The following is a 13515-nucleotide window of genomic DNA, read 5'->3' as shown; positions in this document are numbered from 1 at the left end:
ATGGAAGCCAGAATTGAAATTTTATCAGAAAAAAAACTAATTGGTAAACACATAGATATGTCGTTTATCGAAAATAAAACGTTTCAATTATGGAGTTCCTTCATGCCAAAACGGAAAGAAATTAAAAACGTAGTCGATTCCAATTTATATTCCCTTGAAGTTTTTCCTGAAAGGCATTTTGATAATTTCGATCCTAATAATAGCTTTCAAAAATGGGCCGCAGTCGAAGTTTCTGATTTTGATACAATCCCTTCAGAATTCGAAACTCTAATAATCCCAACCGGATTATACGCTGTTTTTGTGCATAAAGGTCCGCAAAGCGAAGGCCATAAAACCTATCATTCAATTTTCGTAGAATGGCTTCCTAACTCCGAATATACGGTAGACGAAAGACCGCATTTTGCTGTAATGGGAGAACAATACAAAAAAGAAGATCCTGATTCTGAAGAAGAAATCTGGATTCCGATAACCCTTAAAGCTTAGTATCATGCTGATCGAAACCCTAAAATCGCTTTTCAACAGAGATCTCAATCAATTAAAAGTCGAAATAGAATCATATCAAAACGAAAGTCAGCTTTGGGTAATTGACAAAAACATCTCCAATTCAGGAGGAACTCTATGTTTGCATTTAATAGGCAACATCAATACCTACATTGGAGCCGAAATTGGCAAAACAGGCTACATCAGAAATCGTCCGTTAGAATTTTCATTAAAAGATATTCCCAAATCAGAACTAATCAATAAAATTGAAGAAACAATTCTAGTTGTAAACAAAGCCCTTGATAGCCTAACCGAAGCCGATCTGGAAACCATTTACCCGCAAATTGTTTTCGAAAAAGAAATGACAACCGGTTTCTTTCTCGTTCATCTGTCCATACATCTCGCCTATCATTTAGGACAAATCAATTACCACAGAAGGTTATTTTAAGTTTGCATTCGCAGTTTTCAGTTTTCATTCGCACTCACAATTTGGAAATTCTAAACTGTGAATGAAAACTGAGACTAAAAAAACCCTCAACATATGTAAAGGTTTAGAAATTAGAATTGTGCAAACTTTGCATCATTAATTCAATATTTCGAAAACATGAAACATGTACTTTTTACCCTATTTTCACTTTTTGCCTTTACCACAAAAGCGCAAACCTTTAAAAATCCCGAATCGTTATTCGATCCCACACCATACGGTTTTAGCCACGCATCATCGGTTTCCGGCCCTGGAGAACTGGTTTACATTTCCGGACAAAGCGGCGGTTTAGGAAAAGAACATACTTTAAGCAACAGTTTTAGAGAACAAACCAAAGTAGTATTACAAAACATCGTAACCGTTTTAGACACCTACAATCTAAAACCCGAAAACATTATGAAAATCACGATTCTAATCGTAGACCATTCGCCAGAAAAACTAAAAATATGGAACGAAGAAATTAGAAAAGTCTGGAAAAACAAACCTTTTCCCGCAAGCACATTAATTCCCGTTTCCAAACTAGCCATCGACGGAATGCTAATCGAAGTTGACGCTACAGCTTTTAAAGCATCAAAATAGTTTTTCACCATTAAGATATTAAGGAAGTTAAGTTTGGATATCAAACCCAAACCATTTAAAAATCCTTTTAATCTTAATAATCTGTGGCAAAAAAAATCTAACCATTAAGACATTAAGTCTCATTAAGCACAAAAACTTAATTTTCTTAATATCTTAATGGTAAAACAAAAACATAAACCCCAACTTTTGGTAAAAAAAATCTAAAATCTAAAATCTAACCTCAAAAATCGTATCCTTTCGTACATTTACGGCACATTTCAAATCAAAAACTAAATGTCTTCACACCATATCGTACGCGACGACCAGGAACCCGCTTTAATTATTGCCAACGGAGCAGCATGCAATCCTGAATTATTAGGACAATTGCTCGAATGGTCGCCACTTGTTATCGTGCTCGATTCTGCCATCGAAAGAGTGATTGATTTAGGCATAAAAGTCGATGTACTTTTAGGCGATTTCGATCGCGGTTTTGATCCTGAAATTTACAAAACATCACAATATCCTATCGAAATTGTCCATACCCCGGATCAGGATAAAACCGATCTTGAGAAAGCTTTTGATTATTTAATCGACAGAAAAATTCCTGCCGTAAACGTTGTTTGGGCCACCGGAAAACGTGCCGATCATACCATTACAAACCTTACCAATATTGTTCGTTATCGCAATTTGCTTAAAATTGTTATTCTCGACGACCATTCTAAAATATTCCTGTTACCAACAAAATTCGAGAAATGGTATACGGCAAAAACCCCGATTTCATTGATTCCAATTGGAGTGGTAAACGGAATTAATTCCACCAATTTACTCTATCCTCTAAAAAACGACACCTTAACAATTGGTTATCGAACCGGAAGCAGCAATTCTGTTCTTCAGGACGGTTTGGTCAGCATTACCCATACTGATGGCGATTTATTGTTAATGGAATGCATGGATTAGGAGCTATTTGCTGCTGTCCACTATATCTTTTCCTGGCTAAAGGAGCCAGAAAAAGGATGCCGCTCCCATCAGGGCTAGGGCAATCGTTTTCATAATTATCATTTCCCGGAAAAAGAATGCCTATCTTTGCACGGAAATTTAGAAAATGAAAGCAACAGACAATTCCGAAAAAAACAATTTACATCCTCGAAACCTACACCGTTCCCGTTATGATTTCGAACTTCTTATTGCAAATTGTCCTGAACTAAAACCACAGGTGGCCATAAACGTTCACGGAATCGAAACTATTGATTTCAGTAATCCTGTTTCTGTAAAATTGCTTAATAAAGCCTTATTACAAACCTATTACGACATACAAAACTGGGATATTCCTAAAAATTACCTTTGTCCTCCCATTCCCGGAAGAACAGATTATATTCACTATCTGGCTGATTTATTAGCCGAAACCAATAACGGAATCATTCCGCAAGGATCTTCAGTTTTAGGTCTAGATATAGGAACAGGCGCCAATTGCATCTATCCTATTTTAGGAAATGCTATTTACGACTGGAGTTTCGTAGGCACTGACATCGAGGAAAAAGCAATCGAAAATTGCAGTAAAATCATCGAAGCCAATCCAAAATTAATTGATGCGATAAGCTTACAGCAACAAACAGAATCTCGTTTTATTTTCAAAAATATCATCACGCCCGAAGACCGTTTTACCTTCACGATGTGTAATCCGCCTTTTCACTCTTCTGCCGAAGATGCGAATCAAAGCAATGTGCGTAAAGTTTCGAATTTAACCAAAGAAAGAAAAAAAACAAATCCTGTTTTAAACTTCGGAGGCCACAATGCCGAATTATGGTGTGATGGTGGAGAAATTGGTTTTATTACCCAAATGATTTACGAAAGTGCAAAATTTGCCATGCAAACTTTGTGGTTTACCACCTTGGTTTCAAAAAGAGAAAATCTTTCGAGCATTTATAAAACACTAAACAAAGTAAATGCCTCTTCGATAAAAACAATCGATATGGCTCAAGGCCAAAAAATAAGCCGTATTGTAGCCTGGACTTTTTTAAGCGAAAGCCAACAAAAAGCCTGGAAGTTTTAAAATACTGACCTTAAATACAAAACATTGAGTTTTATTATTTGTTTTTAGTAAATTTACTACAAAATAAATTAATAAACTATGGCAGAATATATTGGTTATCTCGCATCCTTTTTTATTGTTGGAGGTTTTTTGTTAAAAAACCTTAGAGCAATCCGGTTCATTAATATGTTTGGTTGTATTTGCTTTGTAATCTATGGTATTTTTTTAAATGATTATCGGGATCTTAACCAATGGCTTTTACCTGTAATCATTCCAAACGCGATTTTAGCTTTGGTACAAGTGTATTATTTAACATCAAAAAAGGCACAATCTTAAAATTATGATACTTTAAAAGAAAATTTTGATACATAGTTGATGTACTATAATCGTAACTTTAAGTCTCAAAATTAAATTTACTATGCCTAAATTATACTTCAGGTTAGCAGTATTGCTGCTTTTAATCACAAGTTGTGCTTCGACCAAAAAAGCGAAATTTGATGATTACGTTTTTAAAACCAAAAGCGAAAAACAAGCTTATATAAGTTCGTACGATAAAGCCCTAAAACTTTGGGACATTCCATATTCTGAAGAGAATATCAAAACCACTTACGGAAGCGCACACGTGATTATCGCTGGTCCCAAAAACGGAAAAGATCTGGTTTTACTTCACGGAATGGACGCCAGTTCTACTATGTGGTATCCAAACATCAAACCTTTAGCCAAAAACCATCGCATATATGCCATCGATTTCATGATGGAACCAGGAAAATCTACCCTGACTTCAAAATCGCTTTCATCAGAAGAAATCGTGATTTTATACAACGAAATTTTTGATCATTATAAATTAAAGAAATTTGACATCGTAGGCGCTTCCCGCGGCGGCTGGATTGCCACTTTATTAGCCACTCAAAAAAATAATTCGATAGATAAAATAGTTTTATTGAGTCCGGCGCAAACCTTCAAATTTATAGATAAAGTAGGCAAAACAACATCGGCATTAATGCTCAAACTTTTCCCTAGTGAGAAGAAATTCGGCAAGACCTTAAATACATTTTCTACCCATCCTGAAAAAATTAGTCCGGTGTACAAGCGACAATTTTATCTGGCCAATAAATATGCGAAATCAAATTCAAGCATGCTTAAAATGCATCCTTTTTCTGATGACGAATTAAAATCAATTACCAATCCTGTTTTGGTTTTAATTGGCGATCACGATGTCATCAATTCAGACGAAAGTCTGGAAAGAGCAAACAAATATTTAGCTAAAAGCAAAACTCAAATCATAAAAGACGCAGGACATTTTTTATCCATCGATCAGGCTAAGATTGTAAATGATGCGATGATTAATTTTTTAGAGTAATTAGCCATAATAAGCAAATCTCTCGCAAAATTCCAAGGATTTTGTCATTTCGACGAAGGAGAAATCTCCACAAGTAACTCCGCAACGAGAATCTAATCTTTGAGCTTCTCACGGAGATTTCTCCTTCGTCGAAATGACAAGATTGTGTTTAATAATAAGTAACTAAATCAATTCCCACAAAAATTCGTGTAATTCGTGTAATTCGCGGCAACTCTTTTTTATAGAATTCAAACTTTGTATCTTTACAAAACTAATCTTTTCATCATTCAAAAATGAATTTCCAAGTATCCTCAGAGTATAGTCCAAAAGGTGATCAGCCACAAGCAATCGAAAAACTTTCGCAAGGTGTAATAGATGGCGAAAAGTACCAGACATTATTAGGAGTTACCGGATCCGGAAAGACATTTACCGTTGCCAATGTTATTCAGGAAGTTCAAAGACCAACCCTGGTTTTGGCTCACAATAAAACTTTGGCAGCGCAATTATATTCTGAGTTCAAACAATTTTTCCCCAATAATGCGGTCGAATATTTTGTTTCCTACTACGATTATTACCAGCCCGAAGCTTTTATGCCTGTAACAGGGGTTTTTATCGAAAAAGATTTATCTATCAACGAAGAGCTCGAAAAGATGCGTTTAAGCACTACTTCTTCCCTCCTATCCGGACGTCGTGATGTTTTGGTTGTCGCTTCTGTTTCGTGTTTATATGGTATTGGAAATCCCGTTGAGTTTAAGAAAAACGTAATCGAAATTTTCAGAGATCAGGTTATTTCGAGAACCAAACTACTTCATAGCCTGGTTCAAAGTTTATACGCCAGAACCGAGGCCGATTTTAATCCAGGAACTTTTAGAATAAAAGGAGACATTGTAGAAGTATATCCTAGTTATGCCGATGATGCTTATAGAATTCACTTTTTTGGAGACGAAATCGAAGAAATAGAATCATTTGATGTTAAAACTTCTCAGGTTATTGAAAAATTTAAACGACTTACCATTTATCCCGCCAATATGTTTGTGACTTCTCCGGAAGTTCTGCAAGGCGCTATTTGGGAAATTCAGCAAGATTTGGTCAAACAAGTCGATTATTTTAAAGAAATAGGAAAACATCTCGAAGCCAAACGTTTGGAAGAACGCACCAATTTCGACTTAGAAATGATACGAGAATTAGGCTATTGCTCCGGAATCGAGAATTACTCAAGATACCTTGACGGAAGACAAGCTGGGACAAGACCATTCTGTTTATTAGATTATTTCCCAAGTGATTATTTGATGATTGTAGATGAAAGTCACGTAACTGTTTCTCAGGTTCACGCCATGTATGGAGGCGACAGAAGCCGTAAAGAAAATCTGGTTGAATACGGTTTCCGTTTACCTGCTGCAATGGACAACAGACCTTTGAAATTTGAAGAGTTTGAAGCCATACAAAATCAGGTAATTTACGTATCGGCAACTCCGGCAGATTACGAATTACAAAAGACAGACGGTATTTATGTCGAACAAATTATTCGTCCAACAGGATTATTAGATCCAATTATCGAAGTACGACCAAGCTTGAATCAAATTGATGATTTAATTGAGGAAATTCAGGTACGTTGCGAATTAGACGAAAGAGTTTTAGTAACTACGCTGACTAAAAGAATGGCCGAAGAATTAGCCAAATATTTAACCAAAGTAAACATTCGTTGTCGTTACATACATTCTGAAGTTGACACGCTGGAACGTATTGAAATCATGCAGGATTTACGAAAAGGTATTTTTGATGTTCTTATTGGAGTCAACTTACTTCGTGAAGGACTTGATTTACCCGAGGTTTCGCTTGTAGCCATTCTTGATGCTGATAAAGAAGGTTTTCTTCGTAATCACAGATCGCTAACGCAAACTATTGGTCGTGCGGCAAGAAACTTAAACGGAAAAGCAATTTTGTATGCCGATAAAATTACGGCAAGTATGCAACGAACAATAGACGAAACAGAATATCGCAGAACCAAACAGATCAATTATAATACAGAACATGGAATTGTACCGCAAGCTTTAAATAAAAAGATCGACAGCGCTTTTACCAAAAATCCTTTGGTAGAATACGAATTGGGTCACACATTAGCTGTTGCTGCAGAACCTGAAACGGCCTATTTATCCAAAGCTGACTTAGAAAAAATGATCCGCGAGAAACGTAAATCTATGGAAAAAGCGGCGAAAGAACTTGACTTTTTGCAAGCGGCCAAATTGCGTGATGATATTAAAAAACTACAGGAACAATTGGCTTAATTGTGTTGTTCCTGAAAAACTCTCAATAACAAATTAGGGTCAATAATAGCATTTGGTGCATTTTTCATTAAATCCAAAACACGTTTGGTCGCATTAGGATTCAATCCCATTTCGATAGCAATTTGCTGAATGGCTTTGGCTTCTTTTTCATGCAAAATTCCGTCGCAATACATAATCAAAGCCAGTCTGTAGAATTGCTGAATACGCTGAAATTCTGATTTTATAATTGAAGTGGTGTTTTCCTGATGAAATAAATCATGAAATTCATCCAAATCGATAGACAATTCCTGAGCCACAAGCCACAAAAAATCATACTCTCTTTTGTGCAAATGCCCATCAACAGTAGAAAAAGCAATCATTTCTAAAAGTAAACTTCTCTTTTCTGTTTCGGTATTCATCAATTTATTATTTTTAGCTAAAATATTGTTTTTAAATCTAAAATGCAAAGAACTCATGATTAGAGGATTCTTCTTTTTTATAATGCTTTGGATAACCTCTGTCACAAGCGCGCAAGAAAGTACGGCTTCAAAAAGTGTATCGACCTTTACGATCGAAGCGCCTCAACTAAAAACCACAAAAAAAATCTGGATTTACCTTCCTAAAGATTATTCGGCTACAGCCAAAAAATACAGCGTGATTTATATGCACGATGCTCAGAATGTATTTGATGCCAAAACCTCTTTTTCCGGAGAATGGAATGTCGATGAAAAACTGGACAGTCTGAAAGCACCAGTAATTGTAGTAGGAATCGAACACGGAAACGAAAAACGCATCGACGAGTTAACGCCATTTAAAAATGAAAAATATGGCGGAGGAAATGCCGATAATTATCTTGCTTTTATTGTAAAAACCCTAAAACCTTACATCGATAAAAATTACAGAACTAAGCCAAAAGCCAAAAATACCATTATTATGGGAAGTTCACTTGGCGGATTGGTTTCGTATTATGCCATTCTAAAATATCCCGAAATATTTGGCAAAGCAGGAGTTTTTTCGCCTGCATTCTGGTTTTCGAATCACATTTATACTTTAACAGAACAAACTCCAAAAATCAAAACTAAAATTTATTTTTTATGTGGAGACAAAGAAAGCGATGATATGGTCAAAGACATGACCAAAATGGAACGTTTGCTCGACACAAAACGCTGTTATTGCTTGCATCTCACAAAGTCTAAAATTGTAAAAGGCGGTGAGCATAATGAAAAACTTTGGCGGGATGGTTTTGTAAAAGCATTTCTTTGGCTCGGATATTAAACAAAAAACAATCAAACTCACAATGGAACTAATTTTAAGAGAATACAATCTAAAACTAAAACACACTTTCACTATATCCAGAGAATCGATTGATTTTCAACCTTCTTTAATTGTTGAGCTTAAAAGCGACGGTTTTTCAGGTTTTGGAGAAGCTACTTCAAATCCGTATTATAAAACCACCGTTGCGATGATGATGCAGGATTTAGAGAAAATCAGAACGATTATTGAAACTACCGAAAATGAAACTCCTGATGCATTCTGGGCAAAAATATATCCGTATTTAAAAGACGATATGTTTGCTTTATGCGCTTTAGATTTGGCTTATAATGATCTTTATGCCCGTAAAAAAGGAAAGAAATTATATGAATTATGGAATTATACCATCAAAAATAATCCGCTTACAGATTACACAATTGGAATTGCTTCGATAGAAAAAATGGTTTCGAAAATGCAGGAACTTCCCTGGCCAATTTATAAAATTAAATTAGGCACCAAAGAGGATATTGCCATTGTAAAAGAACTCAGAAAACATACCAATGCCATTTTTAGAATTGATGCCAATTGTGGCTGGGGTGTTGAGGAAACTATAAATAACGCCGTTGAATTAAAAAAACTTGGCGTAGAATTTCTAGAGCAACCAATGAAAGCTGATAATTGGGAAGCACATAAAGAAGTTTTCAAACATTCGGTATTACCCGTTATTGCTGATGAAAGCTGTATTATAGAAGAAGACGTGGCTAAATGTTTCAATCATTTTCATGGTGTAAACGTAAAATTGGTAAAATGCGGCGGATTGACTCCTGGAAAACGCATGATTGAAGAAGCTAAAAAATTAGGACTAAAAACAATGGTAGGCTGCATGACCGAATCGACTGTAGGAATTTCGGCAATTGCGCATTTGTTGCCTCAATTAGATTATGTAGATATGGATGGCGCTTTGCTTCTTGCAGAAGATATCGCTACTGGCGTAACGATAAAAAATGGGGTTATTCACTATTCTGAAGGTAACGGAACCGGAGTTACTTTAATCTAAATGCTATGAACGTCAGCCAATTTCCCGACAGAATTATCGAAATCGACCATGAACAATATTTGTATTTTGGAGGAACTGCCTATTTGGGTTTACCAACGAATAAAGACTTTCAGGAATTGGTCATTAAAAACATTCAGAATTGGGGAACCACTTACGGAAGTTCCAGAAGCGCGAATATAAAACTAACGGCGTATGAAAACGGCGAGAATTTTTTAGCCAAACACATAAAAGCTGAAAGTGCAGTTACGGTTTCGTCTGGAATGCTCGCAGGAAAATTGGTAATTGATGAACTAAAAAAACAAACGGATTCTTTTTTTCATTTTCCCAACACGCATCCGGCAATTCAAATTAAAGATAGTTCGCCTGTATTTTTAAATGGAAGTATAAATCCTCGTTTACTGGATTCTAAAACAGAAAAAATTACGGTTTTAACCGATGGTGTTTCCGGCTTTCAAACCAAGGCTATCGATTTATCTGTATTAGCAACAATTCTCAATCATAAAGAGATTACTTTACTCATTGATGAATCGCATTCTTTTGGAGTATTAGGCGAAAATGGCTGCGGAATTTATTCTGAAATTAAACTCCCAATCAAACGAAAAATCATGATTTCTTCCTTAGGAAAAGCGTTTGGTTTAAATGGCGGGGTTATTGCCAGCGATGCGGCTTTCATTCATCAAATAAAAAATCTCGACATTTTTATTTCTGCCGCCGGAATGAATCCTGCTTTCGCTCAGACATTGGCAGATGCTGCAGATCTTTATAAAATTCAACATCAAAAATTACTGGAGAATTTAAATTATATCGATCAAAAGTTAATTAAAAATGCCACCATTAAGTTTGACAAAAACTATCCTTTGATTTATTTAGAAAACGAAAACATCATTGATATTTTAAAAGCCAACAAAATCATTATTGCCAATTTTAAATATCAGGAAAACGCCAACAATCTCAATCGGATTGTAATTACGGCAAATCATATTTCTGAGGATTTGGATAAATTGATTGCTATTTTAAATGGTTATTCTAATTAAAAAAAAGTAATATCGATTTATCTCTCGCAAAGTCGCAGAGTCGCAAAGTTTTATAAATTATGATTTTTGACTTGCCTCCAGCTTCAGCTGGAGTTTACAAAAAGTGTGTAATTGGATTTAGCCAAACAGATATTTTGGCTAAAGCCAATTTTTTAGTATTATTTTATTATCTCCAGCTGAAGCTGGAGGCAATTCAAAATAAAAAATTTGCTTAGCTTAAATTTAAAAAAATCTTGAACTTGGCGACTTTGCGACTTTGCGCGAAAATTTTGGCAGCATATATATTTAAAATTAAGACACTCCACTTTGTCTGCAATTCTAAATCTAAAATTGTAATCAAATTACTTTTAAAACGTACCTTTGTAAAAAATTAAACGATGACGAACAACGATATCCTGAAAAAACTGCGCGTGGCTTTGATGCTCCGTGACGACCAAATAGTTGAAATTTTAGAATTAGTAGATTTTAGAATTTCAAAATCAGAATTGGGCGCTTTTTTTAGAGCCGAAGATCATGAAAATTACATGGAATGTGGTGATCAGGTTTTGCGTAATTTCTTAAACGGATTGGTAATTCATTTAAGAGGAACGAAAGAAAACCCGAAAAACCCAAATGACGTTTTAGCCAAACATAAAGCTGAAATTCCGAAGAAAGATAACACAAAAGAAAGACCTGAATTTAAAGCTACCACAAAAGATGCTGAAAGAAGAAGAGGCGACAAAGCTCCTTCTAAATCGGGTTCGGCAGCTGGAAAACCTAAAAAGAAAGAATTCCCTAAAGGAAATGGAAAAATATCTGTTGTAGAAAAAGTGGTTTACAAAAACGGAAAAAATAAAAAATAATCTAACCGCAATCCCGATAGCTATCGGGATCAAAGTTTTTTCAGCCACGAATTCACGAATTATTTCATAATCTTGAAAATAAAAATTCGTGAATTCGTGGCTATTATTTTAAACCTGAAAAGTTCGCAAAGCATTACCTATATAGCTTTGCGAACTTTGCGTTTTTATTTAAAATCTCTATAAAAAAATCGTAGCGCGCTTTGCGGTTAAATCACCACCAAACCTAGATTTTATTCTGATCAATTCTTTCAAAAAAAGCATCTTTAAACGTTGCTCCTATTGGCAATTCTTTTGCATTAATAAAGACCGAAAAACTATCAGTAGATTCTATTTGTTTTAAAGCAATTACATACGATTTATGAATTTGAACAAAATCTTTTTCAGGCAATGATTCAATTACATTTTTTAAAGACGAATGCGTTATAATTTGTTGTTTTTGGGTATGAATACAAACATAATTCTGAAGACTTTCTACATATAAAATCTCTTCTAAAAACAACTTCTGAAATTTATTTTTACCATCGGTTTTTACAAAAATAAAATCAGATGAATTCCTTGGTGTTACTTCTGTTTTGGGTTCTGCATTCAGTTTTGAAACTGCCTGATAAAAACGCTCAAATGCAATTGGTTTCAATAAATAATCAATGGCATTTAGTTCGAAACCTTCTAAAGCAAAATCCGGATAAGCGGTCGTAAAAATAACTTTAATATCTTTTGAAATTATTCTGGAGATCTGCAAACCTGTTAATTGCGGCATTTGAATGTCCAAAAAAATAACATCAACACTTTGTGCATTCAGAAATTCTAATGCCTTTAATGCATCATTAAAAACCCCTACTTTTTCGAGAAAAGATACTTTATCGATATAATTTTCCAGTATGCGGGTTGCTGGCGGTTCATCATCAACAATGATACATTTAAAGTTCATGAAATTATTTTTTTAGTGGTATTTTTAAATAGGTTTTAAAGGTATTATTTTCTGCTGTTTTTTCTAATATAAATTGATCCTTATAAGCATATTCTAATCGTTTTGTGAGATTCTCAAAACCAATTCCGGTAGATGAATAATTCTCCCCTCCCACATTATAATTAAAGGTTGATAGTTCTAAAAAGTCTCCCTTTATTTTGATCGAAATGAGCGCTTTTTCATCTGGATTATTCAATTTTGCGTGTTTAAAAACATTTTCGATAAAATGAATTAAAGCTGACGAAAGAATTTTTTCGCTTGCATAACTTCCTTCAATTTCAAAGTCTAAATAAAGCTGGTCTTCAAAGCGTTTTTGCTGCAAATAAATATAGTTTTGTACAAACTGAATTTCTTTACAGAGCAATACTTCATCTTTTTCTGTCTCTGTGATAACATAACGCAACAAATCAGACAAAACCAAAATATCCGAAGCCATTTTATCTTCTTTCAAAATCAATTGACTATAAAACGAATTTAAGGTATTAAATAAAAAATGCGGACTCACCTGCGATTTAAGCATTTGAAGTTGCGCTTTTTTATTTTCTAATAACAATTCCTGATTTTCTTTATGTGTATTCTGAAATTGCCAAAATAAATAACTCAAAGCACTTAAAATTATAGCGGGCAAACCAAAGAAAAAATTATCCCTAATATAGTATCCAATCCTGCGCGTTTCCTCGCCATAATTATGAATTCCGGTAATTTCGAACACAACAACTTCCTGTAAAAAATAACGGACTCCGGCAAAAATGAACAATGAAACCGGAATACTCAGAAAGTATACTAAAATCTTTTTTCTGTTTAAAAACCAATCACAAAAAAGATAAAAATTTAAAAGATAAACGATAAAAATAGACAATATAAAGCCTGTATTAAAAAAGAAATACATACTGCTGAAAACAGATTCCAATTTTCGATTACTCACTCCAATATCCCAAAGATAAAAGGTTACAAACAATCCTAAGAAAAGAAGAACATGGTAATAAAACGGGATTTTTAACTTCATGATAATGTTGTTATGATTTCAAAAATACAACTATGGCTTTATATGAATACTATATTTATATAAAACCTCTATTTCTTGTGACCAACCATCAAAAACGATACACGAAATTTTTCGGCAGCAAATTCTAAACGTTTGCAATTTAAAACCTGAAGTTCATCAAAAACTAAAAATTCACCTGAAATGCTGCTATACATTTGTCATGAA

Annotated in this window: 16 protein-coding genes; 12 read left to right on the top strand and 4 right to left on the bottom strand. The window is 34.5% G+C overall.

Annotation, left to right across the window (positions count from 1 at the left end):
* The 8 genes from L0669_RS11160 to uvrB all read left to right on the top strand — a co-directional run bounded on the left by L0669_RS11160 (nt 1) and on the right by uvrB (nt 7175).
* Complete coding sequence (locus tag L0669_RS11160; RefSeq protein WP_263763517.1) at nt 1-483, top strand: GyrI-like domain-containing protein; 483 nt, start codon at nt 1-3, stop codon at nt 481-483.
* Between the two features lie 4 nt (nt 484-487).
* The gene (locus tag L0669_RS11155; protein WP_263763515.1) at nt 488-928 is read left to right on the top strand and encodes a DinB family protein; all 441 of its coding nucleotides are present in this window, start codon (nt 488-490) and stop codon (nt 926-928) included.
* A gap of 156 nt (nt 929-1084) precedes the next feature.
* Nucleotides 1085-1543 carry a RidA family protein gene (locus tag L0669_RS11150; RefSeq protein WP_263763513.1) on the top strand — a complete coding sequence of 153 codons (459 nt, stop codon included), beginning with the start codon at nt 1085-1087 and terminating at the stop codon, nt 1541-1543.
* 273 nt (nt 1544-1816) lie between these two features.
* Nucleotides 1817-2479 (top strand): thiamine diphosphokinase, encoded by a 663-nt coding sequence (locus tag L0669_RS11145; RefSeq protein ID WP_263763511.1) that lies wholly within the window; start codon nt 1817-1819, stop codon nt 2477-2479.
* A gap of 145 nt (nt 2480-2624) precedes the next feature.
* Nucleotides 2625-3572 (top strand): 23S rRNA (adenine(1618)-N(6))-methyltransferase RlmF, encoded by a 948-nt coding sequence (gene rlmF / locus L0669_RS11140; RefSeq protein ID WP_263763509.1) that lies wholly within the window; start codon nt 2625-2627, stop codon nt 3570-3572.
* Nucleotides 3573-3650: 78 nt separating this feature from the next.
* The gene (locus L0669_RS11135; RefSeq protein ID WP_173971508.1) at nt 3651-3887 is read left to right on the top strand and encodes a uroporphyrinogen decarboxylase; all 237 of its coding nucleotides are present in this window, start codon (nt 3651-3653) and stop codon (nt 3885-3887) included.
* 82 nt (nt 3888-3969) lie between these two features.
* Nucleotides 3970-4911 (top strand): alpha/beta fold hydrolase, encoded by a 942-nt coding sequence (locus tag L0669_RS11130; protein WP_263763507.1) that lies wholly within the window; start codon nt 3970-3972, stop codon nt 4909-4911.
* A gap of 272 nt (nt 4912-5183) precedes the next feature.
* On the top strand, nt 5184-7175 hold the full coding sequence (gene uvrB / locus L0669_RS11125; RefSeq protein ID WP_173971506.1) for an excinuclease ABC subunit UvrB: 1992 nt from the start codon (nt 5184-5186) through the stop codon (nt 7173-7175).
* On the opposite strand, the gene L0669_RS11120 is transcribed toward uvrB, so the two are convergent.
* Nucleotides 7172-7573, bottom strand: a complete 402-nt coding sequence (locus tag L0669_RS11120) for an excinuclease ABC subunit B (protein ID WP_173971505.1) — start codon at nt 7571-7573, stop codon at nt 7172-7174. The genes uvrB and L0669_RS11120 overlap by 4 nt on opposite strands.
* 55 nt (nt 7574-7628) lie before the next feature.
* Here L0669_RS11120 and L0669_RS11115 point away from each other — a divergent pair, with 55 nt between their 5' ends.
* From L0669_RS11115 to L0669_RS11100, 4 genes are all read left to right on the top strand, one after another.
* Complete coding sequence (locus tag L0669_RS11115) at nt 7629-8429, top strand: alpha/beta hydrolase (protein ID WP_263763505.1); 801 nt, start codon at nt 7629-7631, stop codon at nt 8427-8429.
* A gap of 22 nt (nt 8430-8451) precedes the next feature.
* Nucleotides 8452-9462 carry a dipeptide epimerase gene (locus L0669_RS11110; RefSeq protein ID WP_263763504.1) on the top strand — a complete coding sequence of 337 codons (1011 nt, stop codon included), beginning with the start codon at nt 8452-8454 and terminating at the stop codon, nt 9460-9462.
* A gap of 5 nt (nt 9463-9467) precedes the next feature.
* On the top strand, nt 9468-10496 hold the full coding sequence (locus tag L0669_RS11105) for an aminotransferase class I/II-fold pyridoxal phosphate-dependent enzyme (protein WP_263763502.1): 1029 nt from the start codon (nt 9468-9470) through the stop codon (nt 10494-10496).
* A 377-nt stretch (nt 10497-10873) separates the two neighbouring features.
* Nucleotides 10874-11338, top strand: a complete 465-nt coding sequence (locus tag L0669_RS11100; protein ID WP_263763500.1) for a DUF1456 family protein — start codon at nt 10874-10876, stop codon at nt 11336-11338.
* 223 nt (nt 11339-11561) lie between these two features.
* Here L0669_RS11100 and L0669_RS11095 read toward each other — a convergent pair whose 3' ends face one another.
* The 3 genes from L0669_RS11095 to L0669_RS23670 form a co-directional block, all read right to left on the bottom strand.
* On the bottom strand, nt 11562-12266 hold the full coding sequence (locus tag L0669_RS11095) for a LytR/AlgR family response regulator transcription factor (protein ID WP_263763499.1): 705 nt from the start codon (nt 12264-12266) through the stop codon (nt 11562-11564).
* Nucleotides 12267-12270: 4 nt separating this feature from the next.
* Nucleotides 12271-13311 carry a sensor histidine kinase gene (locus L0669_RS11090; RefSeq protein WP_263763497.1) on the bottom strand — a complete coding sequence of 347 codons (1041 nt, stop codon included), beginning with the start codon at nt 13309-13311 and terminating at the stop codon, nt 12271-12273.
* Nucleotides 13312-13379: 68 nt separating this feature from the next.
* Nucleotides 13380-13505, bottom strand: a complete 126-nt coding sequence (locus tag L0669_RS23670) for a hypothetical protein (RefSeq protein WP_302774464.1) — start codon at nt 13503-13505, stop codon at nt 13380-13382.
* Nucleotides 13506-13515: the final 10 nt, after the last annotated feature.

Source organism: Flavobacterium bizetiae (genome assembly GCF_024271895.1).
Lineage (GTDB): Bacteria > Bacteroidota > Bacteroidia > Flavobacteriales > Flavobacteriaceae > Flavobacterium > Flavobacterium bizetiae.
Note: the sequence above shows the minus strand (reverse complement) of the source record. Positions and strands in the feature narration are given on the sequence as shown.

Bases quoted from the DNA above. Each gene is read 5' to 3' on its own strand.
- L0669_RS23670 (WP_302774464.1), bottom strand. From the start codon at position 13,505: ATGTATAGCAGCATTTCAGGTGAATTTTTAGTTTTTGATGAACTTCAG.
- L0669_RS11110 (WP_263763504.1), top strand. From the start codon at position 8,452: ATGGAACTAATTTTAAGAGAATACAATCTAAAACTAAAACACACTTTC.
- rlmF (WP_263763509.1), top strand. From the start codon at position 2,625: ATGAAAGCAACAGACAATTCCGAAAAAAACAATTTACATCCTCGAAAC.
- L0669_RS11115 (WP_263763505.1), top strand. From the start codon at position 7,629: ATGATTAGAGGATTCTTCTTTTTTATAATGCTTTGGATAACCTCTGTC.
- L0669_RS11155 (WP_263763515.1), top strand. From the start codon at position 488: ATGCTGATCGAAACCCTAAAATCGCTTTTCAACAGAGATCTCAATCAA.
- L0669_RS11120 (WP_173971505.1), bottom strand. From the start codon at position 7,573: ATGAATACCGAAACAGAAAAGAGAAGTTTACTTTTAGAAATGATTGCT.
- L0669_RS11150 (WP_263763513.1), top strand. From the start codon at position 1,085: ATGAAACATGTACTTTTTACCCTATTTTCACTTTTTGCCTTTACCACA.
- uvrB (WP_173971506.1), top strand. From the start codon at position 5,184: ATGAATTTCCAAGTATCCTCAGAGTATAGTCCAAAAGGTGATCAGCCA.
- L0669_RS11145 (WP_263763511.1), top strand. From the start codon at position 1,817: ATGTCTTCACACCATATCGTACGCGACGACCAGGAACCCGCTTTAATT.
- L0669_RS11160 (WP_263763517.1), top strand. From the start codon at position 1: ATGGAAGCCAGAATTGAAATTTTATCAGAAAAAAAACTAATTGGTAAA.
- L0669_RS11130 (WP_263763507.1), top strand. From the start codon at position 3,970: ATGCCTAAATTATACTTCAGGTTAGCAGTATTGCTGCTTTTAATCACA.
- L0669_RS11090 (WP_263763497.1), bottom strand. From the start codon at position 13,311: ATGAAGTTAAAAATCCCGTTTTATTACCATGTTCTTCTTTTCTTAGGA.
- L0669_RS11105 (WP_263763502.1), top strand. From the start codon at position 9,468: ATGAACGTCAGCCAATTTCCCGACAGAATTATCGAAATCGACCATGAA.
- L0669_RS11100 (WP_263763500.1), top strand. From the start codon at position 10,874: ATGACGAACAACGATATCCTGAAAAAACTGCGCGTGGCTTTGATGCTC.
- L0669_RS11095 (WP_263763499.1), bottom strand. From the start codon at position 12,266: ATGAACTTTAAATGTATCATTGTTGATGATGAACCGCCAGCAACCCGC.
- L0669_RS11135 (WP_173971508.1), top strand. From the start codon at position 3,651: ATGGCAGAATATATTGGTTATCTCGCATCCTTTTTTATTGTTGGAGGT.